13 protein-coding genes are annotated in these 14,179 nt (G+C 65.8%); 7 read left to right on the forward strand and 6 right to left on the reverse strand.

Features of this window, described 5'->3' with window-relative positions; genetic code table 11:
- The first annotated feature begins 3 nt into the window (after positions 1 to 3).
- Entirely contained in the window at positions 4 to 636 is a 633-nt protein-coding gene (locus tag NA2_RS07400) for a Pr6Pr family membrane protein (RefSeq protein WP_008595927.1), read from the forward strand.
- 151 nt (positions 637 to 787) lie between these two features.
- Here the strand turns inward: NA2_RS07400 and NA2_RS21465 are convergent, their stop codons facing one another.
- Entirely contained in the window at positions 788 to 991 is a 204-nt protein-coding gene (locus tag NA2_RS21465) for a DUF1127 domain-containing protein (RefSeq protein ID WP_008595928.1), read from the reverse strand.
- 99 nt (positions 992 to 1,090) lie between these two features.
- Between NA2_RS21465 and NA2_RS07410 the strand changes: the two genes are divergently transcribed.
- The 5 genes from NA2_RS07410 to NA2_RS07430 all read left to right on the forward strand — a co-directional run bounded on the left by NA2_RS07410 (position 1,091) and on the right by NA2_RS07430 (position 7,047).
- Positions 1,091 to 2,506, forward strand: a complete 1,416-nt coding sequence (locus tag NA2_RS07410; protein WP_008595929.1) for an aminotransferase-like domain-containing protein — start codon at positions 1,091 to 1,093, stop codon at positions 2,504 to 2,506.
- Positions 2,507 to 2,603: 97 nt separating this feature from the next.
- Complete coding sequence (gene purL / locus NA2_RS07415) at positions 2,604 to 4,799, forward strand: phosphoribosylformylglycinamidine synthase subunit PurL (protein WP_008595930.1); 2,196 nt, start codon at positions 2,604 to 2,606, stop codon at positions 4,797 to 4,799.
- 114 nt (positions 4,800 to 4,913) lie between these two features.
- Positions 4,914 to 5,147 (forward strand): BolA family protein, encoded by a 234-nt coding sequence (locus NA2_RS07420; RefSeq protein WP_008595931.1) that lies wholly within the window; start codon positions 4,914 to 4,916, stop codon positions 5,145 to 5,147.
- 110 nt (positions 5,148 to 5,257) lie between these two features.
- Positions 5,258 to 5,593: a Grx4 family monothiol glutaredoxin gene (gene grxD / locus NA2_RS07425; RefSeq protein WP_008595932.1), complete on the forward strand. Its 336-nt coding sequence runs from the start codon at positions 5,258 to 5,260 to the stop codon at positions 5,591 to 5,593.
- A 209-nt stretch (positions 5,594 to 5,802) separates the two neighbouring features.
- On the forward strand, positions 5,803 to 7,047 hold the full coding sequence (locus NA2_RS07430; protein ID WP_008595933.1) for a multidrug effflux MFS transporter: 1,245 nt from the start codon (positions 5,803 to 5,805) through the stop codon (positions 7,045 to 7,047).
- Here the strand turns inward: NA2_RS07430 and ttcA are convergent.
- From ttcA to NA2_RS07455, 5 genes are all read right to left on the reverse strand, one after another.
- Positions 7,031 to 7,906: a tRNA 2-thiocytidine(32) synthetase TtcA gene (ttcA, locus tag NA2_RS07435; RefSeq protein ID WP_008595934.1), complete on the reverse strand. Its 876-nt coding sequence runs from the start codon at positions 7,904 to 7,906 to the stop codon at positions 7,031 to 7,033. The two genes, NA2_RS07430 and ttcA, sit on opposite strands and share 17 nt — an antisense overlap.
- 224 nt (positions 7,907 to 8,130) lie before the next feature.
- On the reverse strand, positions 8,131 to 8,748 hold the full coding sequence (gene rpsD, locus NA2_RS07440; protein WP_008595935.1) for a 30S ribosomal protein S4: 618 nt from the start codon (positions 8,746 to 8,748) through the stop codon (positions 8,131 to 8,133).
- A gap of 231 nt (positions 8,749 to 8,979) precedes the next feature.
- Entirely contained in the window at positions 8,980 to 9,768 is a 789-nt protein-coding gene (gene murI, locus NA2_RS07445) for a glutamate racemase (RefSeq protein ID WP_040677138.1), read from the reverse strand.
- A gap of 4 nt (positions 9,769 to 9,772) precedes the next feature.
- Positions 9,773 to 10,561 (reverse strand): RNA methyltransferase, encoded by a 789-nt coding sequence (locus tag NA2_RS07450; protein ID WP_040677058.1) that lies wholly within the window; start codon positions 10,559 to 10,561, stop codon positions 9,773 to 9,775.
- Positions 10,562 to 10,613: 52 nt separating this feature from the next.
- Positions 10,614 to 12,737 carry a DUF294 nucleotidyltransferase-like domain-containing protein gene (locus NA2_RS07455; protein WP_008595938.1) on the reverse strand — a complete coding sequence of 708 codons (2,124 nt, stop codon included), beginning with the start codon at positions 12,735 to 12,737 and terminating at the stop codon, positions 10,614 to 10,616.
- A 214-nt stretch (positions 12,738 to 12,951) separates the two neighbouring features.
- On the opposite strand from NA2_RS07455, the gene NA2_RS07460 reads away from it, so the two are divergent.
- Complete coding sequence (locus tag NA2_RS07460; RefSeq protein ID WP_008595939.1) at positions 12,952 to 14,163, forward strand: NADP-dependent isocitrate dehydrogenase; 1,212 nt, start codon at positions 12,952 to 12,954, stop codon at positions 14,161 to 14,163.
- The last annotated feature ends 16 nt before the right edge of the window (positions 14,164 to 14,179 follow it).

Consider the following 14,179-nt stretch of genomic DNA (forward strand, 5'->3'; position numbering starts at 1 on the left):
TTGATGGCAAAGCTTCTAAACGTCCTGGGACTGACGATTGGCCTGCTGGCGCTCGGCCTGCAGTTCGGCCTCACGGTTCCGGCCTCGATGGAAGCAGGACGCAGCCTTGCCGGCTCCGTCCTGTTCTACTTTTCCTTCTTCACCATCCTGACCAATGTGCTGGTCGTGCTGGCACATGCGGCCGCGCTGTTCGGCAGGCCGGCCTTCTTCATGCGGCCGGTCGTCCGGGCCGGAATCGCGGTGGCGATCGCCGCCGTCGCGCTGATCTACTGGGCATTGCTGTCCGCCATGTGGGAACCCGAGGGACTGTTCCTCTTGTGCGACATGCTCCTGCACTACGCAACGCCGGCGATCTTCGTTCTGTGGTGGCTCTCCGCCGGCACCGATGGCAGCCTCTCCTGGCGGCACATACCGCTCTGGCTCGCCTATCCGGTGGTCTATACGGTCTACGTCCTGCTCAGGGCGCCGATCGCCGGCGAAGTGCCCTATCCGTTTCTCGACGCGACGATTACCGGCTGGCCAAGCGTTCTCTTCACGATCTGCGGCATCGCGCTTCTGTTCGCGCTGCTTGGACGACTGGCCGTCAGTGCGGACCGGCTGCTGGGCGGGCGCGCGGCGAGGACGGAGAACGCATAGGGAGAAGCGCGGAAATGCAGAAAGCGGCTTCTCTCCAACGTCCAGCGAACAGAACAGAAGGCCGCGCATCGACTTGACCGGAAGATGACGCAGCCGGCTGTCTCCACGCCTTCTCCGCAGCGTCAGATCGCGCAGCACGCCCGCGAACACCTCAATCCCAGAAGGGCCGATAGCCCTCGCGCATGGCGTCCCGGCGGCTGATGCCGAGATCGTGCAATTGCTCATCCGTCAGGTCGAGCAATGCGCGCCGGGTCTTGCGCTTCTGCAGGAAATTCCCAGCCTGGCGCCAAAGCCAGGCCATGGTCGAAAGCAGCCCCCACTCCCCGCCGGGACGGGCGGCGGTTGCACCGTTCATCCTCTCATTTGCACTCATTGTCCTGCTCGATATTGCGTCAATTGGAACAATTTCTGTATGCATTGACGGAAATCTAGGCACAATGTATTAATTGTCACGATGACAAATTGGCTACCAGATCTCACGCTCGGGTCCGGCCCGCTCTATCTGCGGCTGGCGGACCAGATCGAACACGACATCGAGCGCGGTGTGCTGGCGCCCGGCGCCAAGCTGCCGCCGCAGCGCAACCTGGCCTTCGACATCGGCGTGACCATCGGCACGATCAGCCGCGCCTACGCGCTAGTGCGCGAAAGGGGGCTGGTCAGCGGCGAGGTCGGACGCGGAACCTATGTGCTGTCCGCCGAACCGGCCGGGAGCGAAACGGAGAGGAGCCTCGCCGCCCCGTTCGGCGGCACGCGCGACGCGGTCATCGAACCCGGCAAGCTGCGCCTTGATTCATCCGCCGCACCCGAGATCGGCCAGGCGGCGGAACTCGAACGGCTGACACGGGCGATCCTGCGCGACCGCCCCGACGAGATCGCCAGCTACACGCGCACCCTTCCCCCCGACTGGCTGACGGCCGGCTGTGCCTGGCTGTCCCATGCCGGCTGGACACCCAGGCCCGAGAGCATCGTCCCGACGCTGGGCGGCCATGCCGGCATCCTGGCGGTCATGGCCGCGATGACGGTGCCCGGCGACCGCATCGCGTTCGAGAGCCTGACCTATTCGCATGTGGCGCGGAGCGGCTCCGTCATCGGCCGGCGCGCGGTTCCCGTCTCGATCGACGCGCACGGCATGATTCCCGACGATCTCGAGCGGGTCTGCGCGCAGCAGCACCCGAAGGTCGTCTTTCTGGTGCCCTCGCTCCACAACCCCACGCTCGCCACCATGCCGGAGGACCGCCGCCAGGCCGTCGTCGACATCGCCCGGCGTCACAATGTCTGGCTGATCGAGGACAACATCTACGGAGCGCTGCTCGATACGCCCCCGATTCCGCTGGCGGCACTGGCACCGGAGCGGACCTTTCATGTCGGCAGCCTGTCGAAGTCGGTCGCCGCGGGCGTGCGCGGCGGCTGGATATCCTGCCCGCCGCATCAGGCCTCGCGGGTGCTGACCGCGCACAAGATGATCACCGGCGGCATGCCGTTCCTCCTCGCCGAGCTCGCGGCGCAGCTCGTCACCAGCGGCGCGGCGGAAACGCTGCGGCAGCGCGTCCGCGCCGAGATCGGCAGGCGTGAGGGACACGCGCGGCGCGCCTTCGAGGGATATGACATCGCCTCGCACCCGGCAGCGCCGTTCGTCTGGCTGAAGCTGCCTGAACCGTGGCTGTCGAGCACCTTCAAGAACGCGGCTTCCGAGGACGGCGTGCTGATCGACGACGAGGATGAGTTCAAGGTCGGCCAGGCCGAAACCGCGCTGCACCGCGTCCGCATCTCCTTCAGCGTTCCGGCGAACACCGCCTCTCTGGATGGCGGCCTGTCGGTGCTGCGCCGCCTGCTCGACAATCCGATTTGCGGCTTCGACAACTACGGCTGAGCAAAAGACGCATTGGGAAGTGGATTATCTGGCGCCGATGCTGTAACGCAGCCGGGGAATCCCCTATGGAACCCCTTTGCAGGGACCCGCCGACCAGATGACCATTCCCAATCGCATTCCCATCACCGACGAGCTGATTGCCGCCCATGGCCTGAAGCCCGACGAGTACCAGCGCATCCTCGACCTCATCGGCCGCGAACCGACCTTCACGGAGCTCGGCATCTTCTCCGCCATGTGGAACGAGCACTGTTCCTACAAGAGCTCGAAGAAATGGCTGCGCACCCTGCCAACCAAGGGCGAGCGGGTGATCCAGGGTCCGGGCGAGAATGCGGGCGTGGTCGACATCGGCGACGGGCAGTGCGTGGTCTTCAAGATGGAGAGCCACAACCACCCCTCCTATATCGAGCCTTATCAGGGTGCGGCGACCGGCGTCGGCGGCATCCTGCGCGACGTCTTCACCATGGGCGCGCGCCCGGTGGCGGCCATGAACGCGCTGCGCTTCGGCGCGCCCGATCATCCGAAGACGCAACATCTGGTAGCCGGCGTCGTTTCCGGCATCGGCGGCTATGGCAATTCCTTCGGCGTGCCGACCGTCGGCGGCGAGGTCAATTTCGACGCGCGCTACAACGGCAACATTCTGGTCAACGCCTTCGCCGCCGGCATCGCCGAAACCGACGCGATCTTCTACTCGAAGGCCGAGGGAGTCGGCCTGCCGGTCGTCTATCTCGGCGCCAAGACGGGCCGCGACGGCGTCGGCGGCGCCACGATGGCGTCCGCCGAGTTCGACGAAGGCATCGACGAGAAGCGCCCGACCGTGCAGGTCGGCGATCCGTTCACGGAGAAATGCCTGCTCGAAGCCTGTCTCGAGCTGATGCAGACGGGCGCCGTCATCGCCATCCAGGACATGGGCGCGGCGGGTCTCACCTGTTCTGCGGTCGAGATGGGCGCCAAGGGCGATCTCGGTATCGAGCTCGACCTGGACAGCGTGCCGGTGCGCGAGGAGCGCATGAGCGCCTATGAGATGATGCTGTCGGAGAGCCAGGAGCGCATGCTGATGGTGCTCCGCCCCGAAAAGCATGCCGAGGCAGAGGCGATCTTCCACAAATGGGGTCTCGATTTCGCCATCGTCGGCAAGACCACGGACGATCTGCGCTTCCGCATCCTTCACCAGGGTGAGGAAGTCGCCAACCTGCCGATCAAGGAACTGGGCGACGAGGCGCCGGAATATGACCGTCCCTGGGTCGTGCCGACCGCCCCTGCCCCGCTCGCGGGGCCCGTCCCGCAGTCTGATGTCGCGGAGGTGCTGCTCAGGCTCCTGAACTCGCCCGACCTTTCCTCGCGGCGCTGGGTGTGGGAGCAGTACGACACGCTGATCCAGGGCAATTCCCTGCAAATTCCCGGCGGCGACGCGGGCGTGGTGCGCGTGGACGGTCACGAAACCAAGGCGCTGGCCTTCTCCTCGGACGTCACGCCGCGCTATTGCGAGGCCGATCCCTACGAAGGCGGCAAGCAGGCGGTGGCCGAATGCTGGCGCAACATCACGGCGACCGGCGCCGATCCGCTGGCGGCGACCGACAATCTCAATTTCGGCAATCCGGAGAAGCCCGCGATCATGGGCCAGCTCGTGCATGCCATCAAGGGCATCGGCGAGGCGTGCACGGCGCTCGGTTTCCCGATCGTGTCGGGCAATGTCTCGCTCTACAACGAGACGCTCGGCGAAGCGATCCCGCCGACGCCGACGATCGCCGGCGTCGGGCTGATCGACGACTGGCACAGGACCGCGCGCATCGCCTTTGCAGGCGAGGACCAGGCGATCCTCCTGCTCGGCGCGCCGGAGGGCTGGGGCACGCATCTCGGCCAGTCCGTCTATCTGCGCGACATCCATGGCCGCGCCGAAGGACCGCCACCGCCCGTCGACCTGGCGCATGAGAAACGCGCCGGCGATTTCGTTCGCGGACTGATCCGCGCCGGGACGGCCACGGCCGCCCATGACTGTTCGGACGGCGGGCTCGCCGTGGCGCTCGCCGAAATGGCGATGGCGTCCGGCATCGGCGCAACGATCGAGGCTCCCGCCGATCCGGTTTCCGCCTTCTACGGCGAGGATCAGGGCCGCTACGTGATCACGTCGCACAATGCGGAGACGGTGATGAGCCAGGCGCGCGCGGCGGGCATTTCGGCTGTGCTTCTTGGCCGGACCGGGGGCGCGGCGCTCAAGCTCGGCGCGGCGCGGGAAATCCCCGTCTCCGCGCTGAAGGAGGCCCATGAAGCCTGGTTCCCGGCCTTCATGGACTGAGAAGCCGATCTCCCTCTCCCGCCCGGCCTTGCCTTCCCATGCCGGGCGCGATTGACCTTGCCTCCCCGAGCGGCCATATCTCAGGGGTGCAATGATTTGGAGATATCCGACCCCATGGCAATGAACGCGGCCGACATCGAGCGGCTTATCAAGGACGGCATACCCGGTGCCAAGGTGACGATTCGCGATCTCGCCGGCGACGGCGACCACTACGCGGCCGAAGTGGTGGCCGAGAGCTTTCGCGGCAAGTCGCGCGTTCAGCAACACCAGATGGTCTACGACGCCCTGAAGGGCAATATGGGCGGAGCGCTGCATGCGCTGGCCCTGCAGACCAGCGCGCCCGACTGACAGCCCGGCAAAGATTTTTTCGGGTGGCGTTGCACCGCGCCGACCGGTGCAATAGATAATTGTTAACGTTTGAATGCCGGGTCCCGACCCCGGTCATGAAAGGATATGCGATGAGCGGCATCAACGAATTCATCGACAACGAAGTGAAAAGCAGCGACGTTGTTCTGTTCATGAAGGGTACGCCGGGCTTCCCGCAGTGCGGCTTCTCCGGTCAGGTGGTGCAGATTCTCGATTACCTGAACGTCGAGTACAAGGGTGTCAACGTCCTGACATCCGACGAACTGCGCCAGGGCATCAAGGACTATTCGAACTGGCCGACCATCCCGCAGCTCTACGTGAAGGGCGAGTTCGTCGGCGGATGCGACATCATCCGCGAGATGTTTCAGGCGGGCGAACTGCAAGCCTTCCTGGGTGAGAAGGGCGTGGCCGCCAAGGGCGCCGCGTAACGAATCTTAGACGGATCGCGTCCATCGGCACACGGTGGACGCCCTCCCTCCTGCAATGCGCTGGCGCCTGTCAGCGCATTTTTTCGCGTCTGCGTTTTTTCGCATGCGTCCGTTCTGTGCCTCCCGAACGCCCGGCCGCCTCGCCGGCTGGCATGACGGATCACGCATGACTTTTCTGAATGCCCTTTTTGAGCGGTGGAGAGACGATCATGGAAAACCCTGTCGCAGAAGAAACCGGCAAGCCGACCCGTTCCCTCGGCCGCGCGGAGTTCATCGCTCTCGCCGCCGCGCTGATGGCGCTCAACGCGCTGGCCATCGACATCATGCTTCCGGCCCTGCAGCAGATCGGCGCCGCGCTCGGCGTGCATGACGAGAACGCGCGGCAGTACATCGTCACCGCCTATGTCATCGGCCTGGGCGGAGGACAGCTTGTATTCGGGCCGATCTCGGACCGTTTCGGGCGCCGCGCGCCCCTGCTCATCGGCCTCGCCCTCTATATCGGCGCCGGTTTCGCCGCGGCATTCGCTCCCGGTTTCGAAGCGCTTCTGGCGTTGCGGCTCGTGCAGGGCGTCGGTGCGGCGACGACGCGCGTCATTGCCGTGTCGGCGATCCGCGACGTGTTCGGCGGTCGGCAGATGGCTGAAGTTCTGTCGCTGGTGATGATGGTATTCATGATCATCCCGGTCATCGCGCCGAGCATCGGCCAGCTGATCATGATCTTCGGCGACTGGCCGGAGATCTTCATGGCGACGGCCATCCTGGCGCTCGTGTTCGGGATCTGGGCCGCGATCCGCCTGCCGGAAACGCTCGCCCCGGAGAACCGGCGCCCGCTGACCTTCGTCTCCATCACACAGGGCTTCGGCTATGTGCTGACCAACCGCGTCGCGCTCTGCTACACGCTGGCGACCACCTGCATCTTCGGCGCGCTGTTCGGCTTCATCAGTTCTGCCCAGCAGATCTACACGGACACATACGACCTGGCCGACTGGTTCCCGATCGTATTCGCCATCGGGGCCGGCCTGATGGCGGTTTCGTCCTTCACCAATTCGCGCCTTGTCGGCCGGATCGGCATGCGCCGTCTCTCGCACGGGGCGCTGGTGGGGTTCACGCTGGTCAATCTCGTCTGGCTGGCGCTCGCCTGGCTGGACCTGATGCCGTTCGCCCTGTTCTTCGTCCTGTTCTCCCTGTCGATGTTCCAGTTCGGCTGGGTGGGCGCCAATTTCAACTCCATCGCGATGGAGCCGCTCGGACACGTGGCCGGCACCGCGGCTGCCACACTGGGCTTCGTCACGACGCTCGGCGGCGGCCTCATCGGGGCCTTTATCGGGCAGGCTTTCGACGGCTCGACGGTGCCGCTCGCCCTCGGCTATTTCCTCTCCGGCGTCGGCGCCCTGATCCTGGTGCTGATCGCCGAGCGGGGCCGGCTGTTTCACACGGTCAATCCGCCCGTGTGAGACCGGTGAAGTCGAACAGGCTGCGGTCGAGCAGATGGGACGGGCGTACATGGGTCAGCGCCCGGATCATCGTGTCCTTGCGGCCGGGCATGCGCGCCTCGATGTCGCTCAGCATCGCCTTCATGGCATTGCGCTGCAGGCCGTCCTGACTGCCGCACAGATCGCAGGGGATGATGGGAAACCGCATGGCGTCGGCGAACCTGGCAAGGTCCGCTTCGGCGCAGTAGCTCAAGGGGCGCAGGACCATCACGTCCCCCTCGTCGTTGAGCAGTTTCGGCGGCATCGCCGCCAGCCTGCCGCCATGGAACAGGTTCATGAAGAACGTCTCGAGGATGTCCTCGCGGTGATGGCCGAGCACCAGGGCGGCACATCCCTCCTCGCGGGCGACGCGGTAGAGATGGCCGCGCCTGAGGCGTGAGCAGAGCGAGCAATAGGTGCTCGCCTCGGGAAGCTTGTCGGTCACCACGGAATAGGTGTCGCGATACTCGATCCGGTGCGGCACGCCGATCCGTTCGAGATAGTCCGGCAGGACATGCTTCGGAAAGTTCGGCTGCCCCTGGTCCAGGTTGCAGGCCAGCAGCTCGACCGGCAAGAGGCCGCGCCATTGCAGGTCCATCAGCATTGCCAGAAGACCGTAGGAATCCTTTCCGCCCGATAGCGCCACCAGCCAGCGCTCGCCGGGTTTCGCCATGGCGAAATCCTCGATCGCCTGCCGCACATTGCGCAGCAGGCGCTTGCGCAGCTTGTTGAACTCGACGGTGGCCGGGGCATCCCGGAAGAAGACCGGGGTGTCGCCGCCATCCGTTTCGGTCTCGCCGGGTCGCGCCCGTTCCATCGTTTGCGCCAGAGGTTCGTGCATGGGCAGGCCTTCGTCGGAAATGCTCGTTCGCCCTTCCCTATCAGAAGCCTTCCGGCAAGGCGACGTGACGAACCCGAATTTTCATGATCCGCCGAGGACGGCGACCGGCAGCGGAGCAATCCGTTCAGCCAGCGTTTTCACACAGCGCCCGTTTTCCGATGGCCGACAAAAAGAAACGCCCGGCCAATGGCCGGGCGTTTCGTAAAACCTGCGGTCGAAACCGATCAGCGCGAATAGAACTCGACGACCAGGTTCGGTTCCATGTGCACCGCGTAGGGCACATCGGAAATTGCCGGCACGCGAACGAACTTCGCGGTCATCTTGTTGTGGTCGGCCTCGACATAGTCCGGCACGTCGCGCTCGGCGAGCTGGACGGCTTCCAGCACGATGGCGAGCTGACGGGACTTTTCCTTGACCTCGATCACGTCGCCCGCCTTGCAGCGGTAGGACGGGATGTTGACGCGGCGTCCGTTGACCAGGATGTGGCCGTGGTTGACGAACTGACGCGCGGCGAAGATCGTCGGAACGAACTTGGCGCGGTAGACCAGCGCGTCGAGGCGCGATTCCAGGAGACCGATCAGGTTCTCGTTGGTGTCGCCCTTGCGGCGGTTCGCCTCATCATAGGTCTTGCGGAACTGCTTTTCCGAAATGTCGCCGTAGTGACCCTTCAGCTTCTGCTTGGCGCGCAGCTGCAGACCGAAGTCCGACAGCTTGCCCTTGCGGCGCTGGCCGTGCTGGCCGGGGCCGTATTCACGGCGGTTGACCGGGGACTTCGGACGACCCCAGATGTTTTCGCCAAGACGGCGATCGAGTTTGTACTTTGCGGACTGGCGCTTGCTCATCGCATTCCCTTTCAAACAATTCTGCCCGGAAGCTCACGCTCCGGACGAAGGAAACGCGCCCTCCTCTGGTCTCCTTTTTCGAGACCTGACAGGGCAAGCCACGCACGCTTTGCGGCCTTGCCCACGGGACACGTCAAAAAGCGCGGCGGCCGATCAGCCATCGCGCATGGCGGCTGACTAGGCCAAAGGGCCGACAAAGTCAACCGTTGCCAAGGTCTTGACCGCCGGCGTTCAGAACTGGAAGCCAAAGCCCGACAGCAGCCGGCGCAGTGCCGGCGCCGGCGCGCCGGAGGTGAAATGGGCGCGATCGACAATTCCCCCCTCACCGTTCGCCGGCGGCAGGCCGGCGGCAAGCGACAAGGCCCGCCGCGCGATCGCCTCGGAGGTGTCGATCCAGTCGACCGGCCAGGGCGCCGTCTTGCGCATGCGGTTGACCAGAAAGGGATAGTGCGTGCAGGCGAGCACCACGATATCCGTGCGCCGGCCGTCCTGTTCGACGAAGCACGGCGCGATCTCGGCGCGCACGGCGGCTTCATCCACAAAGCCCTCGCGCATATACTGTTCGGCAAGCCGCGCCAGATTCTCGCTGCCGACCAGCCGCACATGGCACCGGCTCGCATAGTCGCGGATCAGGTCCCGGGTGTATTGCCGCTTCACGGTCCCCGGGGTGGCGAGCACGGAGACGAGACCGGAGCGCGTACGCTCGGCCGCCGGCTTGATCGCCGGCACGGTGCCGACGAAGATCTCGTCGGGAAAGGCCTCGCGCAGACGGTGGATGGCCAGCGTCGAGGCCGTGTTGCAGGCGATCACCGTCATCACCGGCCTGTGGGTGTCGAGCAGTTCGGCAAACAGCCCCACCATGCGCTCCAGAAGGGCACCCTCCTCCCACGCGCCATAAGGGAAGGCCGCATCATCAGCGACATAGACATAGGGCCGGCCCGGCAGGAGGATGCGCGCTTCCTTGACGACGGACAGGCCGCCAATGCCCGAATCGAAGAACAGGATCGGCCGGCTGTCCATCTCCCTACCCTGCGTCCGGCGCGCCGGAGCCACGCGGCTTCTTCGGCGAGAATTTTTCCAGGGAGGTCAGCACGCCGCGCAGCACGGCCAGCTCCTCCACCGTGAAACCGGGCCGCGTCACCAGCGCGCGCAGGTTCTCGATCATCTTCGGCTTCTTGTCCTCGGTGCGGAAATAGCCGCGCTCGTCGAGCACGCGGTCGAGATAGGCGACGAGGCTCTCGATGTGCTGCTTCGCGGCAGGCTCGGAGCGGCTTTCCGCTGGACGGACCGCCTGATCGCCGGGCTTCATCCATTCATAGGACATCAGCAGGACCGCCTGCGCGATGTTGAGTGAGGCGAAGGCCGGATTGACCGGGAAGGTGACGATCTCGTCGGCGAGCGCCACCTCCTCGTTGGTCAGGCCCCAGCGCTCGCGGCCGAACAGGATGCCGGTCTTCTGCCCGGCGGCAAACCGGCTTCGCAGCTCCGCGGCCGCCTCGACCGGGCCGCGCACCGGCTTGAAATTGTCGCGCGGGCGTGCGGTGGTGGCGTAGACGAAGTTCAGGTCCGCGATGGCGCTCGCGGTATCCTCGAACATGACGGCCGCGTCGATCACATGGTCGGCGCGGCTCGCTGCCGCGCGCGCCTTTTCGTTCGGCCAGCCGTCGCGCGGGCTGACCAGCCTCAGCTCGCCCAGGCCGAAATTGGCCATGGCGCGCGCCACCATGCCGATGTTCTCGCCCAGTTGCGGCTCCACCAGAATGATCGCCGGGCCTTCCGCGAGCATGTCCTGCTGTTTGTCTGTTCCTGCCATGGCCGCTGCTGTTACAGGCTTCGCGGGCGCGGGTAAAGCGCCGCCATGGCCTTCACACGAACATGGCGTTGCGCACCATCTCCGGAATGAGGGCGACGCTTTTCAGCGCGTCCTTCAGGGTCTTCTGCTGGCGGCCCGCAAGGCGGTCCACCACGATGCGGTTCGACAGGGGAATGCCGACCGCGATGTCGGCAACCTGCTGCTCGAGGACGAGCGTGAGGAAGAAGCCGTGCGCGTCGCGCAGGGCGGCGAGATCGCCATGCGGCATGCCCGGCAGCTCCATCAGCCCTTCCAGCCGCTGCCGCGTCGAGGCGTGCGGCAGGTGATGCCGGATGGCGAGCGCCCGGGCCATCGCGGCGATGGGGAAGAGACCGTGCCGCTTGAGGTCGATCCGGCCGTCCTCCTGCCGCAGCCCGCCGAAAAGCGTGAAAGGGCTTTTGGTCTCTCCCACGCTTTCGCCGAGCAGTTTCGCGAACTCGACGCTGGCGCCGCCCTTTTCCCATGCGTAGGCGCGCAGCGCATCGACCAGCGCATGCTCGCCATGAACGGCGCGCAGATCGTAGAAGATGTCGACGTTGAGCAGGTCCTGCGGACGCACCTTGCCGACCCAGGCGTCGACGCGATGGCGCCATTCGGCCGCCGAGCCGCGCCATGCGGGATTGCGCGCCATGACGCCGCCCCGGCAGAGCGGAATGGCGGCGGCATGCAGGTGGTCTGTGAAGCGTGTGCCAAAACGCTCGAACCAGCGGTCGGCCTCGCCTCCCGGCTCGCCTTCGGCAAACACCAGCGCATTGTCCTGGTCGGGTGCGAGCAGGCTTTCGCCGCGCCCGCCTGAGCCGAGCACCATCACCCCGAAGGCACATGGCGGCGCGCCCTCGCCCGCCTCGCACATTTCCGAAAGAGCGATGGCGCAGGCCCGTTCGGTCATGGCGCAGAGAATGCCCGAGACGATCTCCGTGATGGAGCGGGCGTCGATCTCCTCGTCGAGCAGCGCGGCCGAGACCACCGGCACACGGGCCCAGGCGCCGGCAAGATCTGCCGGGTCGCGGGCGGTCTCGATGCACTCCTGCAGGTCGACGGCCGCCCCCGCCCGGAATTTTAGGAAATCGCGCGCCGAAATGACGCCGGAAAGTCGCCCCTCCCCGTCGGTGACCGCCAGATGGCGGATCCGGTGGCGGTTCATCAAGCCGAGCGCTTGATAGAAGAAGGCATCGGCGCCGATCGAAACCAGGGGGGAAACGGCGAGCGTTTCCACCGGCGCATCGAGTGCCCCGGCACCCGCGGCGGCAACCGCCCGCAGGACGTCGCGCTCGGTGATGATCGCATACTCGCCGACCGGGCGGCCGGAGGCGCCGTCCGGCGCGACCAGCAGCGAGCTGATGCGGTGGTCGGCCATGGTGCGGGCCGCCGTCTGCAGGGAGGCATCCGCGCGGATGACCACCGGGTCGGACGCGACCGCTTCCGCAACCCGATGGCTGAAGGCGTATGGGTCGAGCACGCCGAGGGCGCGGCGCGCTCCGTCGGCGCGGCGCAGGAACGGTTCGCTCCATCCGGCTTCCGCCTGCTGGCGGAGCGCCGCGCCGCGCAGGCTGGATGCATGCTCCGCCTCGGCCACCGTGCGGATGCCGCGAGCGATCAGGTGCGGCACCAGCGCCACGAAGATCTCGCCGGCGATGCGCGCGTCGGCATCGGCGGCATGGCGGCCTTCCGTCGGCACGTCCAGCCAGGCAGCGATGGCGTCGAGCGAGGCGTCCGGCAGCTCCGGATTGACGATGCCGGCCAGCATGCGCACGCACAGGGTGCGCGGGGCCTGCCACAGCAGGCCGGCGCGCGCCGCCTCGCGTTCGAGAACGGCGAGATCGAACCCCAGCGCATAACCGATCAGAAGCCGGCCCCGGCGGAACGCCTCGAAACGCCGCCAGGCCTCGGCAAAAGCCGGCGCCGTGCGCAGCATCTGGCCCGTTATGCCGTGAACGGCGGTGGAGCGCGCCGGCACCGCGATGCCCGGATCGACGAGCGTCTCGAACGCATCGTCGGGGCTCAGCCGCCCGCCGACGAGCGCGATGCCTCCGATCTGCAGGATGCGCGCCTCCTTCACATCGAGGCTGGTGGTCTCGGTGTCGAAGGCGATCGCATTGGCGGCGATCAACGGGGTCGCGTCATAGACTGGCTTCATGGGTCCTCGCCCGGAGACTGCTCCGGCCAGAGTGCACCAAAAGGCGCGCGATTTCATCCGGCAAGGTGCGCGCGCCGCAACCCGTACGTGCCGGTCCCCAAAAACGCCTCCGACGCTGCTTTGCGCTTTTCATCAGGAATGCTATAGGGCAGCCAACCTCACGGTCCGATCAGTCTTCGGGCCAGTTTTCACACCCGGATCGCGGAGCTTTTTCATGAGTAAAATCAAGGTGGACAATCCCGTCGTGGAACTCGACGGCGACGAGATGACACGCATCATCTGGCAGTTCATCAAGGAAAAGCTGATCCATCCCTATCTGGACATCGACCTGAAATACTATGATCTCGGCATCGAGGCGCGCGACGCGACCGACGACCAGATCACCATCGATGCGGCGAACGCCATCAAGAAATACGGCGTCGGCGTGAAATGCGCGACGATCACCCCGGACGAGGCGCGCGTCGAGGAATTCGGCCTGAAGAAGATGTGGAAGTCGCCGAACGGCACCATCCGCAACATTCTGGGCGGCGTCATCTTCCGCGAGCCGATCATCATGAAGAACGTGCCGCGCCTGGTGCCGGGCTGGACGCAGCCGATCATCGTCGGCCGCCATGCCTTCGGCGACCAGTACCGTGCGACCGATTTCAAGTTCCCGGGCAAGGGCAAGCTGACGATCAAGTTCGTCGGCGAGGACGGCGAGACCATCGAGCACGAGGTGTTCGACGCGCCGTCGTCCGGCGTCGCCATGGCGATGTACAACCTGGACGATTCGATCCGCGACTTCGCCCGCGCCTCGATGAACTACGCGCTGATGCGCAAGGTGCCGTGCTACCTCTCCACCAAGAACACGATCATGAAGGCCTATGACGGGCGCTTCAAGGACATCTTCCAGGAGATCTACGAGGCCGAGTTCGAGGCGAAGTTCAAGGAAGCGAACATCACCTATGAGCACCGCCTGATTGACGACATGGTCGCCTCGGCGCTCAAGTGGTCGGGCGGCTATGTCTGGGCCTGCAAGAACTACGATGGCGACGTCCAGTCCGACACTGTCGCCCAGGGTTTCGGCTCGCTCGGCCTGATGACCTCGGTGCTGATGACGCCGGACGGCCAGACGGTGGAAGCCGAGGCCGCGCACGGCACGGTCACCCGCCACTACCGCCAGCACCAGAAGGGCCAGGAGACCTCGACCAACCCGATCGCCTCGATCTTCGCCTGGACGCGCGGCCTGGCGCATCGCGCCAAGCTGGACGACAATGCGGCGCTGGCGAAATTCGCCGACACGCTGGAGCGGGTCTGCATCGACACGGTCGAGTCCGGCCACATGACCAAGGATCTTGCGCTGCTGATCGGCCCGGACCAGCCCTGGCTCTCCACCACCGGCTTCCTCGACAAGATCGACGAGAACCTGCAGAAGGCGATGGCCTGATCAGGCCTCGCACACC

The sequence above is a fragment of the Nitratireductor pacificus pht-3B genome, from assembly GCF_000300335.1.
Classification (GTDB): Bacteria; Pseudomonadota; Alphaproteobacteria; order Rhizobiales; family Rhizobiaceae; genus Nitratireductor; species Nitratireductor pacificus.